Genomic DNA, 21,957 nt, shown 5'->3' with positions numbered 1-21,957 from the left:
CGATTCTACGCGCCGGCAGGTGGGCGTTCGCCGAACGGCCGTCGCGCGGCGTCGAAGAGCGATCTGGGCACGAGCACCGCGCGTGCGCGCGCTGCCGGTGCCGCGTCGTGGCGGAGCGCCGCGCGCACATTCGCGAGGTTCGCCTCCAGCTCGGAAGCCCGGGGCGCCGGGCCGGCACCGGGCCCGTACCGCTCGCGTTCGACGGCATCGCGCAGGGCGAGGAGCGACGACAGGGGCTCGGCCCCGCCGAACGCCTCGCGCTCGGCGGCCGCGGCCGCGAAGGCACGGGGCGTCACGGCGACGTCGCCTCCGGCTCCGAGGTCGCGTGCCGTCGCGATGACCTCGTCCCACGCGGCATCCGCCGGTCGTTGTCCGCTCGCGATGCGGCGGCGGCGGGTCCATCGCTGGCCGAGTCGCAGCGCCGCCGGAAGGAGCAGCACGAGCACCACGACGATTCCGAGAGCGACACCGCGCTGCCACCACGAGTCGACGGTCGCGCCACCGCCCGACTGGTCGGCGAGCCCGCTGTCGAGCTCGCGATCGGGTCGGCCGCTCGCCCCCGGAGTTGCCGGAGCCGAATTCGGAACGGCGGCACCGGTGCCGTCGCCGGCTCCGGGCCGCGAGTACTCGGGCACGCTGCCGCGCCCGGGGGTCGGCTCGAACGGCACCCACCCGACGCCCTCGAAGTACAGTTCGGGCCACGCGTGCAGGTCGTGCGAATCGACCTCGACCCGCTGCACGCCGTCGACGCGTTCCTGCGACGGCGAGCCCTGGGTGTACCCCAGCGAGATGCGCGAGGGGATGCCGGCCTCTCGCGCGAGCACCGCCATCGTCGAGGCGAAGTGCACGCAGTAGCCGGCCTTGGTCTCGAGGAACTGCGCGATGACGTCGAAACCCCCGCCGTCGTAACCGTCGGTGACGGGTGCCTCGGTCGAGTAGTCGAACGGCGACGAACGCAGGTACGACTGGATCGCGACCGCGGCGTCGTACTTCGACGCGGTCCCTGCGGTGACGGATGCCGCGGTCTCTGCGATGATCGGCGGAGCATCGTCGGGCAGCGTGAGGTTGACCTCGAGCCCGGGCGGCACCATGGCGGATGCGCCGCGCAGCTGCGCCACGGTGGGTTCCACCTCGAGCCGGGTGACCTGGTACCGCTGGCCGCCGGTGTTCGTGTCGACGCTGCGCACCGCGAGTGAGCCGGCGTCCCAGAACCAGGAGCCGCTGAGGCCCTCGATGCGCGTGGCCGGGTACGGCACCGGCAACCACGTGGTGCGTACCTCGTCGACGATCACCTCGATCGGATGCTCCGAGGTCTCGACCTCCTCGGAGAGCCCGTCGGGCCGCGGCATCGCGTCGACCGTGTTGTCACCGTCGACGGCCCGGTCGCCCACTCCCCAGACCTCGCCCTCGAATCGGTCGAGCGTGAGCAGGGTGAAGTAGGGCCGGTCGGCATCGCGGGCGAAGTAGTGGAACGCCGGCCGTGGCTCCGGGCGCCGGAGGTCTCTCCCGAGGTCGATGAACGGGCTCACTCCGCGCGCGAACAGCGTGCCCTGGCCTGGTGTGCCGAGCAGCAGGCTCGTCGAGACGCTCGGCGTCGATGCGGCGAGCACCGATGCCGTCAGGAGGCCGACGGCGGCGAGCCCGAGCGACGCACCGAGCGTCGAGACGATGGGCACGCGCTTGGGCGGCACGACGGTCGGGGCGTCGTCGCCCTCGTCACCGGCGAGGAAACGTGCTCGTCGTCGCACGCGAACGTCGACGCGGAGCAGCAGCAGGTACGCCGCTGCCGTGAGCACGAGCGTCGGCCCCTCGGCCCCTGCCTCGATGATGAAGCCCGGCACGAGGATGGGCACGAGCGCGGGCACTGCGGCGAGCGCGGGTACGCGCAGCGTCTGCACGAGGATGTCGGTGACGAACGCGAGCAGCCCGATGCCGAGCGCCAGGGCGAACAGCAACGGCGGCACCGGGATGGCGGGCACCGACTGCTGCTCGATCGTGCGTTGCGCACCCGACAGGAGGCCGTCGAACACCTCGAAGGTGCCCTGGGTCGGGATGACGAGGGCGATGCTCGAAGTGCCGCCGAACACGAGCGTGAGCAGCAGCAGCAGCACGACGAGTTCGAGCACGGGCACGAGGGAGGCCGGGGTGCGCAGTGCCCGGAGCGCAGTTCCCGCGAACAGCACCCCGCCCGCGACGAAGGCGCAGAGCCACCACCATCCGCTGCCAGCGATGAGCGGGCCGAGCGCCATCGCAGCGGTCGCGAGCAGGAGGAACGAGGCTGCGGCGAGGAGGAGCCGCTGAGCACGGGAGAGGGGCACGGGGTCAGGACGCATCGGTCACCGCGCCATCGTCTGCCGGCCCGCGGGCGGTGGTGCGCTCGGGTGACGCCTGCGGCCCGGTCGTCCCCGACCATCCGGCGTCGATCTCCGCGGCCCTGCGCACCCGAACGACACGCCAGTCGGCCTTCTCGAGGGCCTCGACGATGCCGCCGGCGACGCCCTGCGTCGCGAACGCCACCGCGGGCTCGAAGCTCGAGCGAAGTGCCACGAGGGCATGCGCGTCGTGCTCGTCGGGGTCGACGAGCACCGCGAAGCCCGGGGTGCGTGCGTCGCGGCCGCGCGGCCTCGGCCCCGCGTCCGTTCCCGTGCCCGTGCCGGTGGGGGCGGCGGACCGGTCGGTACCGCCACCCGCCTGAAGCGCCGGGCCTCCCAGGCGGGCCAGATCTTCGAGCAGCAGTCGATCGCCGCCTGGCAGCCGATAGCCGGCACCCGATCCGTCGGCGGCGAGGCTTCGCTCGGGGTCGTCGACCCGGTCGCACCGCACCCGGTACCCCCGCTCGAGCAGGTGCACGCCGATCGATGCCGTGATCTCGACGCCGAGTTCGAAGCCGAAGTGGGGTGCATCGTCGTTCTCGCGGCGGTGAGCCTGCCGGTCGCGACCGGCGAGGGTCGTGTCGAGGAGGATGCGCGCCTCAGGGTCGCCGCGCTGCTCCTCTTCTCGCACCATGAGCTCGCCGCGACGCGCGGTCGCCGGCCAGTTCACCCGGCGCATCGGATCGCCGTACCGGTACTCGCGCGCGATGAGCTCGTCGGAGTTCGGGTGGGTCCGCAGCTGCAGGCCGTTCAGCACCCCGTCGACGCTCGCGGTCGTGCCGAGCGCGGTGTCGAGCGGCGTCACGCGCGGCGTGACCACGACCTCGTGTGCAGTGCCGACGTCGCGATCGACCCGAGCGAGCCCGAACGGATCGGTGATGCCGACGCGCAGCGGACCGATCGGGTAGACGCCGCGTCGGGGCATACGGAGCCGGTACTCGACACGCACCGTGTCGTCACCCGACGGGAGCATCGATTCATACGGCCCCATCGCCGGGAGGATCGCCTCGGGTGCAGCCGTCAGCGTCGTCGGCACGCCGTCACGCCAGTGCGCGCCGTCGAAGGTGCGTCGCGATCGGTTCTTGATGACGAGTGCGACCTGCGTCGACGTGCCGGCGCCGACGACGGGTGGGGCGAACCGGCGCGTCACGGCGAGGCTCGGCTTGCGCAGCACCACGAAGAGCGCGGCAACACCCGGCATGGCGATGCCGACGAAGGCGAGCACGAGCACGTCGCGGGAGTCGAACCACAGGGAGACCGCGAGGAGCAGCGCCCCGACGATCACGAGCGTGGCACCGCGCCGGGTCAGTCGCGGCCAGATCGCGACTCGAACGGGACGAGGGCGCCACATGTCAGTTCCTTCGTGCGCTGCCGACCGGAATCGGCGTCTCCCCCACGATGCGGCGCACGATGGCGTCGATGAGCGGCCCGCTGTCGCGGTCGTGAGCGCCGACGGCGCGGCTCGTCGGCACGAGACGGTGCGCGAGCACGGGCACCGCGAGCGCGTCGACGTCGTCTGGCAGCACGAAATCGCGCCCGTGCATGGCCGCATGGGCCTTCGCTGCCCGGATGAGCTGCAGGGTGGCTCGCGGGCTCGCGCCGAGCCGCAACTGGCGGTCTTCGCGCGTCGCCCGTGCCAGGTCGACGGCGTACTCCTTGACCGGCTGCGACGTGAAGACGTGCTGCACGGCCCCGATCATGCCGCGAAGCTCGGCGAGGGTGACGACGGGCTCGAGTGCGTCGAGCGGGCTCGAGGTCTCCCGGGTCGAGAGCATCGCCAGCTCGTCGGTCGCCGAGGGATATCCCATCGAGATGCGGGCCATGAACCGGTCGCGCTGCGCCTCGGGCAACGGGTAGGTGCCCTCCATCTCGACCGGGTTCTGCGTCGCGACGACCGTGAACGGCGGGTCGAGCCGGTAGGTCATGCCGTCGGCGGTGACCTGGCGCTCCTCCATGCACTCGAGCAGCGCCGACTGGGTCTTCGGGCTCGCACGGTTGATCTCGTCGCCGATCACGATGTTGGCGAAGACGGGACCGTGCTTGAACTCGAACCGGCGACTCGCCTGATCGAACACCGAGACGCCGGTGACGTCGCTCGGCAGGAGGTCTGGGGTGAACTGGATGCGGCTGACCGAGGCGTCGACCGAGCGGGCGAGGGTCTTGGCGAGCATGGTCTTTCCCACGCCGGGCACGTCTTCGATGAGGAGGTGTCCTTCGGCGAGCAGCACGGTGAGCGCGCTCGTGACGGCGTCGCGCTTGCCGGCGATGACCGCCTCGACGTTCGCCACGACGGCGGCAGCACGCGCACCGACCTCGTCGATGCCCATCGTCGCCGCCACGACCGTGGTGTCGGTCATGGCGTCATCGCCGCCTGGAGGTACTCGGACACGGCGGCGGGCACGTAGGGAGTGACGTCGCCGCCGAGGGCCGACACCTGACGCACGAGGGAACTCGAGACGTGGGCGTTCGCCGGGTCGGGCAGGAGGAACACCGTCTCGACCCCCGCGAGGTGGCGGTTGACGATCGCCATCGGCGTCTCGTACGCGATGTCGAGCTGTGATCGAACGCCCTTGACCAGCACGGAGGCGCCGACGTCGGTGCAGTAGTCGACGAGGAGGCCCATGCTCCACGACGCCACGACGATGTGCCCCGGAATGCCGGCGTCGGTGATCGCGCGTTCGATGAGGGAGACCCGCTGGGCGATCGGCAACAACGCCGACTTGTCGGGGTTGTGCACGACGACGACGTGCAGTTCGTCGTAGAGACCCGCCGCTCGCTCGATGACATCGAGGTGCCCGAGCGTGACGGGGTCGAATGATCCGGGAACGACGGCGATCCGCTGCATACGCCCCAGCGTACTGCGCCCACGGCACCGCGGGCCCGGCCGAGGAGAGTCTCAGCCCTTGCTCAGGTATCCGCTCGCCTCCTCGTCGAGCCGGCGGCGCACCGCAGCCTCGAGCGCGGGTTGCGCCGCGAGACCCCCACCCTCTGCGAGCACTTCCTGCGCCATGTCGCGCGCTTCGGCGATGAGGTCGCCGTCGCGGGCCACCCTCAGCAGCTTCAACGACGACCGACCCCCCGATTGCGTCGCGCCGAGCACGTCGCCCTCCTGCCGCAGCTCGAGGTCGGCCTGCGCGAGTTCGAAGCCGTCGAGCGTCGCGGCCACGGCTTCGACGCGCTGCAGGGCGAGCGACCCCGGCACCGCCGCGGTCACGAGCAGGCAGAGGCCGGGCACGGAGCCCCGGCCGACCCTGCCCCGGAGTTGGTGCAGCTGCGAGACGCCGAAGCGGTCGGCGTCGACGACGACCATGGCGCTCGCGTTCGGCACGTCGACGCCGACCTCGATGACCGTGGTCGCGACGAGCACGTCGATCTGCCCGGCCGAGAACGCGCGCATCGCCGCGTCTTTCTCGTCGGCCGGCATGCGGCCGTGCAGCGGCGCGATGCGCACCTCGGCGAATCGCGGGTCGGCGCGAAGCTCGGCGAGCACGACGGCGACGGATGCCACGGGCGCCGCGTTCGCCGCCGGGGCGACCTCGCCGCTCGCTTCGGGCCGGCCGTCTGGGGCGCCGGGCCCCTCGTCTTCGACGACCTTCGCTTCGATGGCCGGACACACGACGAACCCCTGCCGGCCGAGCGCGAGCTCTTCGGCGAGTCGTTCCCAGACGCGCGGCCGCCAGGCCGGCCTGATCGAGAGCGGAACGACCTGCGAGGTGATGCCCGCGCGCCCGGCCGGAAGTTCGCGGATCGTCGACACGTCGAGGTCGCCGAAGACGGTCATCGCCACGGTGCGCGGAATCGGCGTGGCCGTGAGCACGAGCACGTGCGGAGGGCTCTGGCCCTTCAGTCGCAGCGCCTCGCGCTGCTCGACGCCGAATCGGTGCTGCTCGTCGACGACGACGAGCCCGAGGTCGGCGAATGAGACGTTGTCGCCGAGCAGTGCGTGCGTGCCGACGACGATGCGGGACTGCCCGGCGGCGGCGCGCAGGAGCGCCTTCTTGCGTTCTGCGACGGGCAGTTGACCCGTGAGCAGGGTCGGCATGAGTTCAGCCGCCAGATCGGGGCCGAGCATCTTCGCGATCGATCGCAAGTGCTGGCCGGCGAGCACCTCGGTCGGTGCCAGCAGCGCCGACTGACCGCCGGAGTCGGCGACGGCGAGCATCGCGCGAAGGGCCACGACGGTCTTGCCGGAGCCCACCTCGCCCTGCACGAGCCGGTTCATCGGCACGGGCTCGCCGAGGTCGCGGGCGATCTCGCCGCCGACCTCGAGCTGATCGCCGGTGAGGGTGAACGCCAGCGCAGCGTCGAATCGTTCGAGCAGGCCCCCCGGCACGGGCTGCCGGGCTGCCGTCGTGTGCGTGCGCAGTTCGGCACGGCGCTCGAGCAGCGCTGTCTGCAGCACGAACGCCTCGGTGAAGCGAAGCGTGCCGCGCGCACGCTTCCAATCGCCGTCGCGTTCAGGCCGGTGCACGAGTTCGAGCGCGTCGGCATGGGCGAGGAGCGACTTCGCCTGACGCACGGAGGCCGGAAGCGGGTCGTCGAGGGGGGCGAGCCCATCGAGCACGAGCGCGATCGCCTTCGCGATCTGCCAGCTCGCGAGCGTCGCCGTCGCCGGGTAGATCGGGATCGGCGACTCGGCCCAGCGTTTGGCCGCGGCGTCGCCCGCCTCGAGCGGCGTCGCGTCATCGAACAGTTCGTAGTCGGGGTGAGCGAGCTGGCGCTGCCCCTTGTAGTCGCTCACCTTGCCGGCGAAGATGCCGCGCCGCCCCGGGCGGAGGTCGGCGGCGCGCCAGCGCTGGTTGAAGAACGTGAGCGTCAGCACGCCGGTGCCGTCGGTGATCTTCGCCTCGACGATCGAACCGCGGCGGGCGCGCATCGATCGCTCGCCCACCTCGATCACCTCGGCGATGATCGTGATGTTCTCGTCGAGCGGCAAGGTCGCCAGGGCGGTGAGCTCGCCGCGCATGGCGTAGCGCCGCGGGTAGTGCGCGAGCAGGTCGCCGACCGTGCGATGCCCGAAGCCCCGCTCGAACGCCTTCGCCGTTCGGCCGCCGAGTGCGCCCGACAGGCGGGAATCGAGCGTGAACGACCCGGGAGCGATCTCGTCACCGGCCGTATGGTCACGCCGCTCGGTGCCGCGCCGCTCGGTCATGCCTCGATCGTAGACTCAGCCTCCGTCAGTGCGGCGAGTTCGGCCTGCACGTACGGGTCGTCTGGTCGGGCGGCTGCGAGTTCGCGCTGCAACGCGAGTGCCTCCCCGGTGCGCCCGAGTCCGCGCAGGCACCGTGCGACCGACCAGCGGGCGACGTGGCGCTGCTCGGCCGTGCCGTAGCGGTCGGCGGCCTCGACGGCCTGCTCGAAGTGCGCGAGGGCCGCCTCGGCCCTGCCTGCGTCGTGCATGGTCCAGCCGAGGTTGTTGTGCAGGGCGATGCCCCAGCGAAGCTGGCGTGCGTCGCGCACCCCGTCGAGCACGTCGAACCCCTCGGCCGCCCATTCCTCCTCGTGGCCGGCGTCGTTCAGTGCCAGCATGTGCAGCGCGTCGAGCACGAGGAATGTCGACCCGGCGAGCGCGGCCTCGCGCACCCCGCGGGTGAGTTCGGGTACGGCGTCGGCCGGGCGGGCAGCGGATGCCGCGAGCCGGCCCCACTCGATCGCCACACGTGCTCGCAGCTCCGCGGCATCCGCACCGACCAGGCCTGCCGAGGGCCCGACGGCGACGCGCTCGAGCGCGGCGAGCGCCTCGTCGGAGCGGCCCTGGATGCCGAGCGCCCTGGCGAGTTGGGTCGTCATCACCGCGCGAAGGTGCGCCGAGTTGTCGTCGTCGTCTGCGGCCTCCCGGAACCGCTCCTCGCTGGCCGCAGGGTCCCCGAAGTCCCAGAGCCGGTCGATCATCTGCTGTTCGGCGCCGCGGTGTCGGGACGGTTCGGCGGGCACCTGGTCGGTCGAGTCATCCACCCGTCCATCATGGCAGTGCGCAGAGCCCGGCCGTTATGCTGCCCTGAGCATGACCCGCATCATCGCCGGATTCGCCGGCTCCCTCACCCTCCGGGTGCCGCGCTCCGGCACCCGCCCCACGAGCGACCGCGTGCGGGAGGCGATCTTCTCCGCACTCGAGGCTCGCGATGCCCTCGACGGCGCTCGCGTGCTCGACCTGTATGCCGGCTCCGGCGCCCTCGGGCTCGAGGCGGCGAGCCGCGGCGCGACCGATGTCGTGCTCGTCGAACGGGCCAGGCCCGCGGCCGACATCTGCCGGGCCAACGTCGAGTCGCTGCTGAAGGCGGCGAGGGGCGGACCGCGACCGCATCTCCGCGTTGCCGTGCGCCCGGTGGCGGCGTACCTCGAGACGGCCGCAGCAGGCGTCGACCTCGCGTTCATCGATCCGCCCTACGACCTCGGCGAGCGCGCCCTTGCACGCGACCTCGAACTGCTCGCCCCGCTCCTCGCGGCCGAAGCCGTCGTGATGGTCGAGCGCAGCTCCCGCTCCCCCGAGCCCTCGTGGCCGGCCGGCATCGAGGTCGAGCGTCGCCGCGACTACGGCGAGACGTCGCTCTGGTGGGCGACCACCGCTCGGCCCGCCCGCACGGCTCAGCCCGACCGGCCGTCCCAGCCCGAGTAGGGATCCCATCCTGCCGAGTCGATCGCGATGCCGTCGACGAAGAGCAGCCCCGCGGCATCCGTCACACGCCCGATGGCCTCGAACGGCTCCGGCAGCGCCGCGCCGGCCGGGAACGTCGCGAGCAGGCCGTGGTCTTCACCGCCCGCGAGCGCAAGCCGCAACTCCGGCCCGAGCGCGGCGGCCGAGAAGTCGATGCCGACGCCGCTCGCCTGCGCGATGCGACGCGCATCCCGCGCGAGACCGTCGGAGACGTCGAGCATGGCCGTGGCGCCGGCGATCGCGGCGGCCGTTCCTGCGGCGACGGGCGGCGAGGGTGCCAGCTGGGCGGCGATCAGCCCCGGGTGCCGGGCGCGCGCCGCCTCGGCTGCCGCGGCGTCGGGTTCGCCCGAGGCATCCGTCGCCTCATCGAAGAGCAGGGCGAGGCCGCGTGCTGCGTCGCCGCGAGCACCGGCGTGCGCCACCACGTCGCCCGGGCGCGCGCCGCTGCGAGTGACCGGCGGCCTCCCTTCGAGGTCGCCGAACGCCGTCACCGCGAGTGTCAGCACCGAGGAGGCCGAGAGGTCGCCGCCGACCACGCCGGCACCGGGCGCGAGCGCCTCGAGGCCCTCACGAAGCCCGTCGGCGATGCCGTCGAGCACCGAGGCGTCGAGCGAGGGCGGTGCGGCGATCGCCACGACGAGCGCGGTCGGGCGGGCACCCATGGCCGCGACATCCGTCAGATTCGTGGCGGCCGCCTTCCAGCCGAGGTCGAACGGCGTCGACCAGGCGAGCCGGAAGTCGGGCCCGTGCACCATGAGGTCCGCGGTCACGACGAAACGCCCGTCGGCCGCGGCGATCACCGCGGCATCGTCACCGGGGCCGAGGAGGGCCGCGGAAGCCGGGCGCAGCCGGGGCAGGATGCGCGCCAGCACGGCGTCTTCGCCGAGTTCGCCGACGGTCTGACGGCGGGGCGCGGCATCTGCTCTCTGGGCCTCGTGCATGCTCCTCACGCTAGCGTGCGCGCCCTCAGCAGTTCGGCCGGCAGGCCCGTTGCGAGAGCGCATCGTTCAACACCACGGTGAGGTCCTCGGGGCGTGCCGCCGAGTAGGCCGCGCCACCGGTCGCCTCGGCGATCCGCCGCATGGACTCGAGATCGGTGTCGGGGCCGATGCCGACGAGCGTCACCGGCACGGGCCGCTCCGGATCCTGCAGCGCGGCGAGTTCGGCGAGGAGCTGCTCTCCGGAGATGCCGTTCTCGTCTTCGTTGCGGCCGTCGGTGAGGAGCAGCACCGAGTTGACCTTCGCAGGGTCGTAGCTCTCGAGCACGCTCTGCACCGCCGCGAGCGTCGTGTCGTAGAGCCCCGTCGCACCGCCGAGCCGCGTGGGCAGCGAGGCGATGACCTCGTTCAGCAGCTGGCGATGCGCGTCGCTCGAGAGCTGGTCGATCGGCGCGAGCGACTCCCAGTCCTGGGCTCCCGCACGCAGCGTCGAGAAGCCCCACACACCGAGGTCGACCTGCCCCGAGAACTGCGAGAGCGTCGCGGCGGCCGCCTGCTGCAGCACGTCGATGCGCCGCTGCCCCGACACGGTCGGCTCCTCCATCGACCCCGACAGGTCGATCACGGTCAGGATGCGCGAGCGCACGCTCACGACGCCCCACGTGCGCAGAATCGCCACCTGAGCGGATGCCGCCGCCGAACTGACCTCGACGGGGTCCTCGACCACGCCGTCCTGTTCGAGTTCGCCGCCGCCGAGCCCGTCGCGGAAACCGTCGCCCGCGAAGCGGGCGGTCGCCTCCCAGAGCGCGATCTTCAGCGCACCGAGTTCGCGAGCGCGGCGAGCGAGTTCGGCCGACTCGGGGTCGGCGTCGCCCGCCTGCTCGTCGGCGCCCGGCAGGTTCTTGGCGAGCTCGCTCTCGTCGAGCAGGCGCAGGAACGGGTAGCTGAGGGCGAGGCTCCCGTCGCTCGGGTAGAGGGCGAGCAGCGGGTCGGCGCCGGTCTTGCGATTGTGCAGGGCGACCTGCTGCTCGCTCGCGATCGCCACGGTTCCCGGATCGCTCACGCTGAGGGCGGCGAAGGCGGCATCGGCGTTCGCGGGCACCTCGGCGTTCAGCCGGATCATCGCGTTCTGGAACTGGCGCGGCTGCGCGATGTCGACCCGGCTCTCGAGCGACTGGAGCGCGTTCAGGCTTGCCGAGGACGCTTCGGGGTCTGGCAGGATCGCCGCGAACTCGTCGGTGAGCAGCCCCTTCCAGCTCAGATCCCGGCCCGCGAACTCCTCGGCCCGGCTGACGGGCACCGCGAAGACGATCGGGCTGGTCGCGATCGACCGCTCGAGCGCGATGTCGGGCACGGGGCGTCCGAGTGAGCGCGCCATGCTCGCCATGCGCACGAGCCAGACCGGGGAGTCGGGAATCCATGCGTCGACGTCGGTGGCGTTGCCCGAGGCGAGCACCGCCGCCGTGTCCGCGGACTCCTGCGCGACCACCTCGGTGTGCGAGCACGCCGTCTCGCTCGCGTCGTACTCCGCGGCGACGGCCTGTACCGTGGCCGCGATCGCCCGGTCGGTGAGCACCGTCAGCTCGATGGGCTCCACGCACTCGGCGGTCGGGTCCATCCATTCGCCGAGGCCGCCCGTCGCCCAGGCGGTGCCGACGGCGCCGACCCCGCCGACGAGCGCCACCACTGCGACCGTCGCGGCAACGATCCTGCTCGTCCGGCGACGGCGTTTCCGGCTCTCCTCACGTTCGCTTCGTCGGCTCATCGTGCTCCATTGCTCGGCGGTGAGCACTCTCGATCGGCGCTCGGGTCGGCCGCGGTGCTCGTCGAGGGGGTGGAGGGGGCGAGCTCCGCCTGCGTTGGTAAGCAATCATTACAGTCACGCGCCGCGATTGCACGCCCCGCTCGACATCCGGGCCGGCGTTTCTGGAGGCCGCAGCGGTCAGGTTCGGTCGGAACGTGCGAACGTGAGGGATTCCCCGCGCGCGCCGCCCATCCAGATGTCCTGGCAGGCCACCGCCATCTCGTCGAGCCCCTCGACGACCGTTCCGAAGACGTTGCCGGGGACCCAACCCTGATCTCCGTTGATCAACAGGTTGTTTCGGCCGTAGAACAGTGCGAGGTCGATGATGCCGTGCTTCTCGGTCGGGACTTCGCCGCCGCCGTAGGCGTGCGACGGTGTCGCCAGCACATCAGCGTCGAACTGGAAGTAGCACAGGTCGCCGGGAATCGGCGTGACCGTCGAGTTCTCGCGTCCGGGCTCGGTCTCTGCGAACGCCGGAACGAGATGGTAGATCTCGTTGCGCGCGTACTTGCCGTGGAAGACGGGCGAAGACAGCGGCAACGCGTTCCAGACGGCGGACGCGGTGCGCGGAGCCTCCTCGTCGAGGAGACAGGCGAGCGCACTGACGCCCCGGGATTCGAGCGTGACCGTGATGTGGCGAGCCATGGAATGCCTTCCGCTCTTGGTGATCCTGTCCCCCAGAGAGTATGTTCGGAAACGTAGGATTGTCAACAATCAGCGCCGGCCTCAGGAGTGGGAACATGGGCAGCACGATGGGTCGCGGCGACATTCCGACCGGCCCACCCCGACGCGTGCCGATCGGCGTGGTCGCCCCGCACGACATGGCTCTCGACGCCGAACTCTGGCGTTGGGTGCCCGACGAGGCTGCCCTGTTCTTCGCCAGGACGTCGTATCTCCCGCTCGCCGTCTCCCTCGAGATGGTCGAGCTGCTCGGCGACATCACGGGTATCAGGTGCGCGACCGAACAGCTCAAGGCCATCGAGCCGGTGGCCTATGCCTTCGCCTGCACCTCGGGCAGCTTCGTGCATGGGCGCGCGGGAGAGCGAGCGGCTGCCGCTGCGCTCAGCGAGGCCGGCGGCGCGCCGGGCATCACGGCGTCGGGCGCGATCCTTGCCGCGCTCGGACACCTCCGAATCCGCCGCGTCGCCGTCGCAACTCCGTACGACGCGACGATCACGGCCCGGCTGGAGAGCTTCCTGGTCGAGGCAGGAGTCGCCGTGACCGGCATCCGTCAGCTCGACCTGGACTCGCGGATGTGGACGGTGCCCTACGCACGTACCGCCGACCTGATCAGGGAGGCGAACTCCGACGCGGCGGAGGCGATCGTCGTCTCATGCACGAACCTGCCGACGTACGATCTGATCACCCCCCTCGAACACGAACTCGGCAAGCCGATCATCAGCGCGAATCAGGCCACGATGTGGGCGGTCCTGACGCAGTGCGGCCTCGCCGCGGTCGGGCCGGGGCAGCACCTGATCAACCCGGGTGGCACCTGATCAATAGGGGTTGACCGCCTTCAGGAACCGCTGCGTGCGCTCGTGCTGCGGGTTCTTGAACAACTGCTCGGGTGGCCCCTGTTCGACGACGACGCCCTTGTCGAACATCACCACGCGGTCGGAGATCTCCTGCGCGAACCGCATCTCGTGGGTGACCATGAGCATGGTCATGTCAGTGGTGGTGGCGAGACGTCTGATGACGTTCAGCACCTCACCGATGAGTTCGGGGTCGAGCGCAGAGGTCGGTTCGTCGAAGAGCATCACCCTCGGCCGCATCGCGAGCGCTCTGGCGATTGCCACACGCTGCTGCTGACCGCCCGACAGTTCGGGCGGTGTGTGCCTCATGTGGTCTTGCAGGCCGACGAGCTCGAGCAGGTCGGTCGCCCGCTCCGTCGCATCCGCCTTCGAGAGTCCCAGCACGTGGATCGGGGCTTCGATGACGTTCTCGAGCACGGTCATGTGCGGAAAGAGGTTGAACTGCTGGAATACCATGCCCACCTTGCGGCGGGTCGCGATCGTCTGCCTGGTCTCCTTGTTCTTGACACCGGGTTTCGCATCCCAGAGCACGTCGCCGCCGACGCAGACGACCCCCACGTCGGGAGTCTCGAGGGTCATCAGAATGCGCAGGATGGTCGTCTTGCCCGACCCGGACGGTCCGATGATGGAGACCTTCTCGCCCGCACGCACGTCGAAGTCGAGGCCGCGCAGCACTTGGTTCTCACCCCAGGCCTTGCTCACGCCGTCGAACGAGATCTCGACGTCTCGAGTGCCGTCTTCGGAATTCAGGGCTCTGAGTGTCTCAGTGTGTGGGGACAAAACGATGCTCCAGTCGTCTGATCAGTAGCGAACACGGGAAGCTGATGATGAGGTACATCAGGCCCGCAATCGTGATGGGTTCGAGATATCGATAGAAGTTGCTGCCGATCTGCAGGGCGGTGCCCATCAGTTCGATGATCGTGATGGAGGAGAGGATCGCCGAGTCTTTGAACATCATGATCAGGTAGTTGCCGAGCACTGGAATGATCGGCCGCACTGCCTGTGGGACGACGATCCTGAACCAGGTGCGCAGCGGCGGAAGGCTCAAGGCACGCGCCGCCTCCCACTGCCCCTTGGGAAGCTGCTCGATGCCCGCCCGGTAGACCTCGGCCGTGTAGGCGCTGTAGTTCAGGCCGAGTACCACGATGCCCGTGGCCAGCACCTCGAAGGTCAGCCCCACCTGCGGGAGCACGAAGTACGCGACGTAGGCCTGCACCAGGAGTGGGGTGCCGCGGATGAAGGAGACGTAGAAGTCGAAGATGTGTGAGACCACCGGGATTCTCAAGAATCGGATGATGGCGACGAGCAGACCGACGACGAGACTGATCAGGAAGGAGAAGAAGGTGATCTGAACCGTCAGCCAGAGACCCTGCAGCAGGATCGGGATGATCTCGATCGCGAAGGCGTTGTCCCATATGTTCACGAGGAGATCCCTCCCACCAGGCTCTTCAACGGCTTGGCCTTCGCGAGCGACTTGCGGTCGAGGGCGAAGCGCCGCTCGAGCCATCTCGTGAGCCAGCCGATCAGGAGCGACATGATGTAGTACAGCACCAGGATCGTCAGGAAGAGCGTCACGGTCTGACCGGTCACCGTTCGTGCGTTGAACGCGCGCCAGGTGAGGTCGGCGACGGTGACGAGCGAGACCAGCGAAGTGTTCTTCAGCAGGTCGACCATGACGTTTCCGAATGCCGGAAGCATGGCCGGGATCGATTGCGGGATGAGGATGCGACGCATCCGGAGCGACGGGCTCATGCCGAGCGCGATCGCAGCCTCGGTCTGGCCTTTCGCGCGCGACCTGATCGTGCCGCGAACGACCTCGGCAGCGTAGGCGCCCTCGTTCAGCCCGAGGGCCAGTACGCCGGCGAGCAACGGGGCGAGTTGGATGCCGAGGAACGGCAACGCGTAGAAGAACCAGAACATCTGCACGAGCAGTCCCGAGCCACGAAAGAACTCGACGAAGATCGAAGAGGGCCACCGCAGGAACCAGTGCTTCGACAGCCCGCTCAACCCGGCGGTGAACGCCACGACGACGGTCAGCAGCGCTCCGAGCACAGTGACCAGAATGGTGACGAGCAGTCCCTGCAGCAGGAGGGGGGCGAAATCAAGGACGGAGAGCAATCCATTACCAGCCTTTCACTGGGTCCACGAGCGGGGCACGGCGCTTCGGGCGCACCGTGCCCCGGTGCGTGATGAGGGTGGTGGCGGATCAGCCCTCCGTCTTGCAGAGTTCCTCGGTGGTGACGCCCTCGACCACTGTCGGATCGAAACCCCAGTCGGTCAGGATCTTCGCGAATTCGGGCGTCTTCTTGAACTCGGCCAGTGCCGTGTTGTAGGCCTCGAGCAACTCGGTGTCTTCCTTGCGGAATGCAGCGCCCGAGCCGGTGCGCGGAGCGTCTTCGATCGGTTCGGTCACCTCGATGCTCGGGTCCTGCTCGACCAACGCGTTCAGCGACAGTGTGGGAAGCAGGAAGGCGTCGGCCCGGTTGGCGGTCACGGCCTCCATGCCACTTCGCGAGTCTTTGACCAGCACGATCTGGCCCTCCGGGATGCTCGCGGTCTTCAGGATGCCTTCCTCGAACCCGCCGGTGAGCACCGCGATCTTGAGTTCGGTGTTCGCGGAGATGTCTGCGATGGTCGTGATGTCCTTCGGGTTGCCCGCGGGGACGCCGAAGGACTCCGTCGAGACGATGACGGGCTCGGAGTACGCAACTGCTTCGCACCGTGATTGCTTCATGAACAGCCCGGCCGCGATCACGTCCCACCGGTCTGCGTTGAGACCGGGGATCATCGCTTCGTACGGCGTGACGACGCCTTGGATCTCCTCCACGCCCATGGTCTGCAGAACCGCTCGGAGCACGTCGGGCGCCGCGCCGTGCACCGACCCGTCGGCGTTGACCTGGGTGTACGGCGGTTCGTTCGCGATGCCGACGCGCAGGTATCCCTGCTCCATGCCCCGGTCGAGGGTGTTGACGGTCTCGGAGCCGCTCTCTCCGCCCCCGCCCGGTGTGACGGTGGAGCAGGCGGCAAGGCCGCCGGCGAGGAGCAGTCCGGCCGCGGTCGCTCCGATCGTGCGCAGAACGGTGGTGCGTCGTGTGGTGATTCGGTTCATCGTTGATTCCGATCGTCGAGGCCCGGCTCTGGGCCGTGTGGGGGCGCCCGCCGGAGCGGACACCGCGGTGGAGCGCTCGGTGCTTCAGGTAGGAATGTATTGTCTTCATGTAGGATTGTCAACAATCTTCGGCTACAATTCGATGACGATTTCGGAACGGATCGAGGAGCAGTGACAGATCAATCGCGAGCCCCCATCGTCGGCCTGCTCTACCCCGGCCTCGGCGCCGACGACGACTTCGAGTATCTCGAGCACGTCGCGCCGGAGGCGCTGCGATTGCCCCTCGTGCGAACTGCCGGCGGTGATGTCGCCCACCTCGTCGATGAACTCATCGCGGTCGGAGGTTCGGAGAACCTGCTCGACGGTGCGCGCCGACTTGCCGTGCATGAGCCGGAATCGGTGATGTGGGCGTGCACGTCGGGCAGCTTCGTATACGGCTGGCGCGGTGCGCACGATCAGGCGAACGAGGTGAGCACCGCGGTGGGCGTGCCGGTCTCTTCGACGTCGATCGCATTCGCCGAAGCGTGCAGATCGTTGGGAGTCGGTCGGGTGGCCGTTGCGGCGAGCTACCCCGATGACCTGGCCCGGCACTTCACCCGATTTCTCGCCGATTCCGGTGTGGATGTCGTCTCGTTCCGCAGCAGCGGTATCGCAACGGCCGGCGAAGTCGGACTGCTCGGCAAAGACGACGTGATCGCAATGGCATCGGCGGCCGACCACCCCGGAGCCGACGCGATCCTCATCCCCGACACCGCCATGCATTCGTTGCGGTGGATCGACGACCTGGAGGTCGCTGCGGGCAAGATCGTGCTGACGGCGAACCAGGTCACGGTTTGGGAGGGGCTCAGGATCGCGGGGCATCCGCCGCGCCTGGAGAATCTCGGCGAACTGTTCCGTTAGTCACGTCGGGAGGGAACGAATCCGAGCTTCTTGTCGACCACGTTCTCCAACTCCGCCCCATGCACGTATCGATCGAGATTCGCCGCGAACAGCGCGGAGAGCCGGTGAAGCCAGCCCACTGCATCGCCGCTCAAGTGCGAGGAGATCATGGCGTTCTCGAGCCCCCAGAGCGGGCTGGTGGCGGGGAGCGGCTCAACGCTGAAGACATCGAGACAAGCGCCGGCGATCGCATGCGTGCGGAGCGCGACCTCCAGAGCATCGTCGTCGACGAGTTCACCTCGTCCGACATTGACGAGCCGGGCGGTCGGTTTCATGGCGCTGAGCACGTCGGCATCGACCATTCCCCTGGTGCTCTCCGTGAGCGGCGCGATCAGCACGACGTAGTCGCTGTCGTGGACGACGGAAACCAGTCGGTCGGAGGAATGGACCGTGCCGAAGTCGGGATCGCCCGAGCGACGGGTGCGTCCGACGCCTTCGACGAGCATGCCCACCGCCCTCAGGAGTCGCGCCGTCTCGCGTCCGATCGATCCTGTGCCGACGATGAGCACCCTCGCGTCGTCGATGCGTTCCGTCTCGCGATGCTCCCAGCGGGCATCCTGCTGTCGACGGAGAGACCCGGGGATGTCCTTGGCCATCGCGAGGATACTCGCGAGCACGAACTCGGCGATCGGTCGATCGAAGATTCCGCGTGAATTGGTCACGATCACATCGGACCCGGCGAGCCCGTCGAAGAGCAGCTTGTCGACTCCTGCGGCGGCCACGTGGATCCACTTCAGGGCGTCGGCATGCTCCCATACCTCTTCGACCGCCGAGGAGAAGAAGTCCCAGAGCAGCAGGATCTCTGCGCCGCTGATCGCTTCGGCGAGCCCGTCGGCCTTCGTGCAACGGACCTCGGCGAGTTCCTCGAGGCGAGGCATGACATCGGGAAGATCATCCCGGTACAGGACGACCAGCACCGGCCGTTCGGCGCTCACCGCTCCCCCACCATTCGCAGTGCGAGGAGTGCGTAGGCGAGCGCGGCGACGCGCAACTCGTCGAGTCCGACCGATTCGTTGGCCTGGTGCGCCTGGTCGTTCAACCCGCCCGGGCCGAGCACGATGCAGGGCACGCCGACATCTCTGGCGATGAAGCCGCCGTCGCAGGCGGCCGTCCAACCGGTGATCTCGCTGCGGCCACCGGCATCCGCAATCGCGCCGACGGCTTCGACGACGAGTGGATGCTCGGCATCCGTCCTGAATCCCGGCATCTCCATCTCGATGGCGAGGTCGATCACGAAGCCGTCGTCTTCGAGGCCGGTCGCGCCGATCTGCGCCCGCAGCCGGTCGGCGATCAGGTCGGCGTCCTCATCCGGCATGAGGCGCCGGTCGAGCGTGACGGTGCACTCTGCCGCGACGATCGAGGTGCCGGTGCCACCGGTGATCGTGCCGATGCTCCATGTGCCGGTGCCGAGAAGGGGGTCGGGCGCGAGTCTGAGTGCGTCGTGATCCGCCCTGACCAGCTCGAGCACGCGAGCAGCGGCGGCAATGGCATTCCGTCCGTCGTCGGGGCGACCGGAGTGGGCGGCCGCGCCGCTCACCGCGAGCGTCAGATAACTGTCGCCGCGGCATCCGACCACCGTGTTGAGGTCGGTGGGCTCGGCCACCACGCAGGCCGCGAACACGCCGCGGGGCGCTGTGGGCGCGTAGGCACGGATGCCGAAACCGAGGTCTTCCTCATCGACGGTGCAGACGAGCTGGACCGGGCCGCGCAGGGCGACGTCGCTGCGGTTGATCGCCGACATCGCCAGCACGACCGAGGCCAGACCGCCCTTCATGTCCGCAGAGCCTCGACCGAAGAGGCGCCCGTCACGGACCACGGGTTCGAACGGGTCGGTGCGCCAGCCGTCGCCGGCCGGGACCACATCGGAATGACCGAGAAAGAGCAGGCCGGGGCCGGAGCCTCCCGCGAGGGTCGCCGTGAGATTCGCACGGCCGGGCGCGACATCGGTCACCTCAACGGTGAAGCCGTGCTGTTCGCAGGCAGCGCGAAGCACAGCTACGGTCGCGGCTTCGGTGGAACCGGGGTTCTCGCCCCCGGCGGCCACCAGATCGGCGGCGAGCTGCTGCAGCGCCTCGACATCGAGGTTGTCGACAACTCGTCGTTCCGCCTCGGCGGGGAGGCTCAGCACGGCGCTCACCGCAGCGATCGCGCGATGTCGAGCGCCCGAGCCAGGCGCTGCACGCCCTCTTCGATGCGCTCGGGATCGGACGTGGCGAAGCACAACCGCAGGGAGTCGTCGAACTTCCCGCTCGCCGACAGCGCCGGCCCGGGGATGAACGCGACACCTTCGGCGAGCGCGATGTCGAACAGGGCCGTCGTCGAGGTCGCGGCATCCTCACCGCGCAGCGAGACCCAGAGGAAGAATCCGCCTTCAGGGTCGGTCATCGCGATCCGGTCTCCGAGGTTGCGCCGGAGGCTCTCGGTCATCACGCCCTTCCGTTCCCGGTAGAGGGCTTTGATAGCCGTGAGGTGATCGCTGAGACCGCCGCGCCGGATGAACTCGGAGACCAGCTGCTGGGAGGGCACGTTGGCGCACGTGTCCATCGATTGCTTGGCGTTGATCACGAGCCGGCGGATGGACGGGTCGGTGTCGACCCAGCCGACCCGCAGCCCCGGGGCCAGGATCTTCGAGAAGGTGCGCACCGAGAACAGCAGCGGGTCCGACGGACTGAGGCTCTGAAAGCTCGGCAGGTCATCGCCGGCGAACCGCAGCAGGCCGTAGGGGTCGTCATCGATGATGACGCTGTTCCAGCGGTGTGCGAGGTCGAGCAGGAGTTCTCGCCGCGGCGCTGAGAGTGTCGTACCGGATGGGTTCTGGAAGTTCGGGATGACGTAGATCGCCTTCGGTGTTCGGCCGGCCCGCTCGACGAGCTCCGGCAGCGCTTCGACGATCAGGCCGTTCTCATCCGTTGGGGCTTCGAGCAGCTTGGCGCGGTAACTCGCAGCGGTCGCACTGCCGTTGGTGTAGGTGGGACTCTCCACGATGACGAGATCGTCGGGGTCGACGAAGATCTTGCAGGCCAGATCGAGGCCCTGCATTCCGCCGGACGTGATCGTGACGCGCTCGTGGGTGGTCGGCTCGGATGTGCCCCCCAGATAGTCCACGAGCGCTTCCAACAGCTCGGGCTCCCCCTGTGTGGCTCCGTACGTATAGCTGCTGTGGTCGAGTGTCGACGCCGAGATCGATCTGAAGATCTCCAGAGGAACGGCCTCGTCTGCCGGGGAGCCCATGGCGAAGCGCACGATGTCATGCGGCTGGGAGGCGAGCAATGCCGTGCTCGAATCGATCACCGAGCCGGTCAGCCTGGAAACACGGGCGGCGTAGGGCAGGAGCGTCGCGGTCATGCTGTGCTCCCGACGCTGATCAGGTCACGTGGCAGGTCGGTGAATGTCTCGGCCCCATCGGCCGAGACTCGGAATGACTCGGAAACCTCGTATCCGTAGCCGTCCATCCACATGCCGCAGATCAGGTGGAAGGTCATGTTCTCCTCCAATACGGTGTCGTCTTCGTTGCGCAGGCTGACAGTGCGCTCCCCCCAATCGGGCGGATAGCCGATCCCGATCGAATACCCGATGCGCGATGGCTTGCTCAGTTCGTATCGGGCCAGCACCGCGTCCCACGCGACGGAGAGCTCGCGAGCCGGGGCTCCGGGCTCGACTGCGTCGAGCACGGCCGCGATCCCCTCGCCCGCCGCCCCTGCCACCCTGAGCAGTTGCGCGGACGGCCTGCCAGGCATGATGGTCCTGGCCAGCGGAACGTGGTAGCGCCGGTACGCGCCGGCGAGTTCGACGATGACGCCTTCATCGGCGACGAAGCGTTCCTCGCTCCACGTCAGATGGGGGGTGTCGGCGGCCTCGCCGGTCGGCATCATCGGCACGATCGCGGGATAGTCCCCGCCGAACTCCTCGGTGCCTGCGATCTGCGCCCGGCTGATCGCAGCGGCCGCGTCGCACTGGCGAACCCCGACTCGGATCATGTCGATTGCGGTGCGCATCGCTGCGGTCGACACCTGTGCGGCCGCGCGCATCAGGTCGATCTCTGCCGGGGACTTGACCAGCCGCACCCAGTTGACGAGCTCGTGACTGTCGACGAAATCCCACTCGGGCAGTCCGCCGATGAGCGCGAGGTACGCCTTCGGTGAGAAGAAGTGCGAGTCGAGCTCGAGCCCGATCTGGGCGCCCGTGCCGAGCTCGGCGACGGCACCCAGTTCACGAAGCTTCCCGCCCACCCAGCCGAAGGGGTGCACGCTCGCCCGGTGCACGAGTTCCTCTGGGTAGCCGAAGATCACGTCGCGAGGCAACACCGCGGTTCTGATCGCACCATTGGCATCCATCGCTCGCGTGAAGAGCAGCATCGTTCCGGTGGCGGGCACGAACAGGAACTGCGGCGTATAGAACGACCACGCGTTGTACCCGGTCAGGTAGTAGAGATTGGCGGGATCGGAGACGATCAGGGCGTCGAGTCCGCGGCTGTCCATTCGTGCGCGCACTCGCGCGAGGCGCTCGCGGTATTCCCTTTCGGAGATGCTCACTGGATCCGGTCCTCTCGGCTACGTCATTGTAGATTGTTGACAATTAGCGTATCGCGGCTCGTTTCCGGCACGCAAG

Annotated in this window: 20 protein-coding genes; 3 read left to right on the top strand and 17 right to left on the bottom strand. The window is 69.3% G+C overall.

Annotation, left to right across the window (positions count from 1 at the left end; translation table 11 throughout):
- Positions 1-5: 5 nt before the first annotated feature.
- Genes FHG54_RS08365 through FHG54_RS08340 form a run of 6 tightly spaced genes read right to left on the bottom strand, consistent with a single transcriptional unit; the run spans position 6 to position 8,327 of the window.
- Positions 6-2,333 carry a transglutaminase TgpA family protein gene (locus tag FHG54_RS08365; protein ID WP_139416864.1) on the bottom strand — a complete coding sequence of 776 codons (2,328 nt, stop codon included), beginning with the start codon at positions 2,331-2,333 and terminating at the stop codon, positions 6-8.
- Entirely contained in the window at positions 2,323-3,723 is a 1,401-nt protein-coding gene (locus tag FHG54_RS08360; protein ID WP_139416863.1) for a DUF58 domain-containing protein, read from the bottom strand. The genes FHG54_RS08365 and FHG54_RS08360 overlap by 11 nt, the downstream gene beginning before the upstream one ends.
- A gap of 1 nt (position 3,724) precedes the next feature.
- Positions 3,725-4,699 carry an AAA family ATPase gene (locus tag FHG54_RS08355; protein WP_139418369.1) on the bottom strand — a complete coding sequence of 325 codons (975 nt, stop codon included), beginning with the start codon at positions 4,697-4,699 and terminating at the stop codon, positions 3,725-3,727.
- A gap of 26 nt (positions 4,700-4,725) precedes the next feature.
- The gene (gene coaD, locus FHG54_RS08350; RefSeq protein WP_139416862.1) at positions 4,726-5,217 is read right to left on the bottom strand and encodes a pantetheine-phosphate adenylyltransferase; all 492 of its coding nucleotides are present in this window, start codon (positions 5,215-5,217) and stop codon (positions 4,726-4,728) included.
- Between the two features lie 51 nt (positions 5,218-5,268).
- Entirely contained in the window at positions 5,269-7,524 is a 2,256-nt protein-coding gene (locus tag FHG54_RS08345) for an ATP-dependent DNA helicase RecG (RefSeq protein WP_139416861.1), read from the bottom strand.
- On the bottom strand, positions 7,521-8,327 hold the full coding sequence (locus tag FHG54_RS08340; RefSeq protein ID WP_198169703.1) for a tetratricopeptide repeat protein: 807 nt from the start codon (positions 8,325-8,327) through the stop codon (positions 7,521-7,523). The genes FHG54_RS08345 and FHG54_RS08340 overlap by 4 nt, the downstream gene beginning before the upstream one ends.
- 49 nt (positions 8,328-8,376) lie before the next feature.
- Here FHG54_RS08340 and FHG54_RS08335 point away from each other — a divergent pair, with 49 nt between their 5' ends.
- On the top strand, positions 8,377-8,988 hold the full coding sequence (locus FHG54_RS08335) for an RsmD family RNA methyltransferase (RefSeq protein WP_139416860.1): 612 nt from the start codon (positions 8,377-8,379) through the stop codon (positions 8,986-8,988).
- Here FHG54_RS08335 and thiL read toward each other — a convergent pair.
- The 3 genes from thiL to FHG54_RS08320 all read right to left on the bottom strand — a co-directional run bounded on the left by thiL (position 8,958) and on the right by FHG54_RS08320 (position 12,414).
- Positions 8,958-9,968 (bottom strand): thiamine-phosphate kinase, encoded by a 1,011-nt coding sequence (gene thiL, locus FHG54_RS08330; RefSeq protein ID WP_139416859.1) that lies wholly within the window; start codon positions 9,966-9,968, stop codon positions 8,958-8,960. The genes FHG54_RS08335 and thiL overlap by 31 nt on opposite strands.
- 25 nt (positions 9,969-9,993) lie before the next feature.
- Positions 9,994-11,730, bottom strand: coding sequence for a substrate-binding domain-containing protein (locus FHG54_RS08325; RefSeq protein WP_139416858.1), 1,737 nt, complete (start codon positions 11,728-11,730; stop codon positions 9,994-9,996).
- A 177-nt stretch (positions 11,731-11,907) separates the two neighbouring features.
- Positions 11,908-12,414, bottom strand: coding sequence for a DUF3830 family protein (locus FHG54_RS08320; RefSeq protein WP_139416857.1), 507 nt, complete (start codon positions 12,412-12,414; stop codon positions 11,908-11,910).
- A 95-nt stretch (positions 12,415-12,509) separates the two neighbouring features.
- Here FHG54_RS08320 and FHG54_RS08315 point away from each other — a divergent pair, with 95 nt between their 5' ends.
- Positions 12,510-13,265 carry a maleate cis-trans isomerase family protein gene (locus FHG54_RS08315; RefSeq protein ID WP_233437732.1) on the top strand — a complete coding sequence of 252 codons (756 nt, stop codon included), beginning with the start codon at positions 12,510-12,512 and terminating at the stop codon, positions 13,263-13,265.
- Here FHG54_RS08315 and ehuA read toward each other — a convergent pair whose 3' ends face one another.
- The 4 genes from ehuA to ehuB form a co-directional block, all read right to left on the bottom strand.
- Entirely contained in the window at positions 13,266-14,051 is a 786-nt protein-coding gene (gene ehuA, locus FHG54_RS08310; RefSeq protein ID WP_269748006.1) for an ectoine/hydroxyectoine ABC transporter ATP-binding protein EhuA, read from the bottom strand.
- A gap of 13 nt (positions 14,052-14,064) precedes the next feature.
- Positions 14,065-14,724 carry an ectoine/hydroxyectoine ABC transporter permease subunit EhuD gene (ehuD, locus tag FHG54_RS08305; protein WP_232333623.1) on the bottom strand — a complete coding sequence of 220 codons (660 nt, stop codon included), beginning with the start codon at positions 14,722-14,724 and terminating at the stop codon, positions 14,065-14,067.
- Entirely contained in the window at positions 14,721-15,419 is a 699-nt protein-coding gene (ehuC, locus tag FHG54_RS08300) for an ectoine/hydroxyectoine ABC transporter permease subunit EhuC (RefSeq protein ID WP_139416855.1), read from the bottom strand. The genes ehuD and ehuC overlap by 4 nt, the downstream gene beginning before the upstream one ends.
- Before the next feature lie 88 nt (positions 15,420-15,507).
- Complete coding sequence (ehuB, locus tag FHG54_RS08295; protein ID WP_139416854.1) at positions 15,508-16,410, bottom strand: ectoine/hydroxyectoine ABC transporter substrate-binding protein EhuB; 903 nt, start codon at positions 16,408-16,410, stop codon at positions 15,508-15,510.
- 171 nt (positions 16,411-16,581) lie between these two features.
- Here ehuB and FHG54_RS08290 point away from each other — a divergent pair, with 171 nt between their 5' ends.
- A complete protein-coding gene (locus tag FHG54_RS08290) occupies positions 16,582-17,310 on the top strand; it encodes a maleate cis-trans isomerase family protein (RefSeq protein WP_139416853.1) in 729 nt (242 codons plus the stop codon).
- Here FHG54_RS08290 and FHG54_RS08285 read toward each other — a convergent pair.
- Genes FHG54_RS08285 through FHG54_RS08270 form a run of 4 tightly spaced genes read right to left on the bottom strand, consistent with a single transcriptional unit; the run spans position 17,307 to position 21,881 of the window.
- A complete protein-coding gene (locus tag FHG54_RS08285; protein ID WP_139416852.1) occupies positions 17,307-18,227 on the bottom strand; it encodes a D-2-hydroxyacid dehydrogenase in 921 nt (306 codons plus the stop codon). The two genes, FHG54_RS08290 and FHG54_RS08285, sit on opposite strands and share 4 nt — an antisense overlap.
- A 53-nt stretch (positions 18,228-18,280) precedes the next feature.
- Positions 18,281-19,486, bottom strand: coding sequence for a M20 family metallopeptidase (locus tag FHG54_RS08280; protein WP_139416851.1), 1,206 nt, complete (start codon positions 19,484-19,486; stop codon positions 18,281-18,283).
- The gene (locus tag FHG54_RS08275) at positions 19,483-20,694 is read right to left on the bottom strand and encodes an aminotransferase-like domain-containing protein (protein ID WP_139416850.1); all 1,212 of its coding nucleotides are present in this window, start codon (positions 20,692-20,694) and stop codon (positions 19,483-19,485) included. Before FHG54_RS08275 ends, FHG54_RS08280 begins: the two co-directional genes overlap by 4 nt.
- The gene (locus FHG54_RS08270; protein ID WP_139416849.1) at positions 20,691-21,881 is read right to left on the bottom strand and encodes a M24 family metallopeptidase; all 1,191 of its coding nucleotides are present in this window, start codon (positions 21,879-21,881) and stop codon (positions 20,691-20,693) included. Before FHG54_RS08270 ends, FHG54_RS08275 begins: the two co-directional genes overlap by 4 nt.
- Positions 21,882-21,957: the final 76 nt, after the last annotated feature.

Source organism: Agromyces laixinhei, from assembly GCF_006337065.1.
GTDB classification, from domain to species: Bacteria; Actinomycetota; Actinomycetes; order Actinomycetales; family Microbacteriaceae; genus Agromyces; species Agromyces laixinhei.
Note: the sequence above shows the minus strand (reverse complement) of the source record. Positions and strands in the feature narration are given on the sequence as shown.

Bases quoted from the DNA above. Each gene is read 5' to 3' on its own strand.
- FHG54_RS08365 (WP_139416864.1), bottom strand. From the start codon at position 2,333: ATGCGTCCTGACCCCGTGCCCCTCTCCCGTGCTCAGCGGCTCCTCCTC.
- FHG54_RS08360 (WP_139416863.1), bottom strand. From the start codon at position 3,723: ATGTGGCGCCCTCGTCCCGTTCGAGTCGCGATCTGGCCGCGACTGACC.
- FHG54_RS08355 (WP_139418369.1), bottom strand. From the start codon at position 4,699: ATGGGCATCGACGAGGTCGGTGCGCGTGCTGCCGCCGTCGTGGCGAAC.
- coaD (WP_139416862.1), bottom strand. From the start codon at position 5,217: ATGCAGCGGATCGCCGTCGTTCCCGGATCATTCGACCCCGTCACGCTC.
- FHG54_RS08345 (WP_139416861.1), bottom strand. From the start codon at position 7,524: ATGACCGAGCGGCGCGGCACCGAGCGGCGTGACCATACGGCCGGTGAC.
- FHG54_RS08335 (WP_139416860.1), top strand. From the start codon at position 8,377: ATGACCCGCATCATCGCCGGATTCGCCGGCTCCCTCACCCTCCGGGTG.
- thiL (WP_139416859.1), bottom strand. From the start codon at position 9,968: ATGCACGAGGCCCAGAGAGCAGATGCCGCGCCCCGCCGTCAGACCGTC.
- FHG54_RS08325 (WP_139416858.1), bottom strand. From the start codon at position 11,730: ATGAGCCGACGAAGCGAACGTGAGGAGAGCCGGAAACGCCGTCGCCGG.
- FHG54_RS08320 (WP_139416857.1), bottom strand. From the start codon at position 12,414: ATGGCTCGCCACATCACGGTCACGCTCGAATCCCGGGGCGTCAGTGCG.
- FHG54_RS08315 (WP_233437732.1), top strand. From the start codon at position 12,510: ATGGGCAGCACGATGGGTCGCGGCGACATTCCGACCGGCCCACCCCGA.
- ehuB (WP_139416854.1), bottom strand. From the start codon at position 16,410: ATGAACCGAATCACCACACGACGCACCACCGTTCTGCGCACGATCGGA.
- FHG54_RS08285 (WP_139416852.1), bottom strand. From the start codon at position 18,227: ATGCCTCGCCTCGAGGAACTCGCCGAGGTCCGTTGCACGAAGGCCGAC.
- FHG54_RS08275 (WP_139416850.1), bottom strand. From the start codon at position 20,694: ATGACCGCGACGCTCCTGCCCTACGCCGCCCGTGTTTCCAGGCTGACC.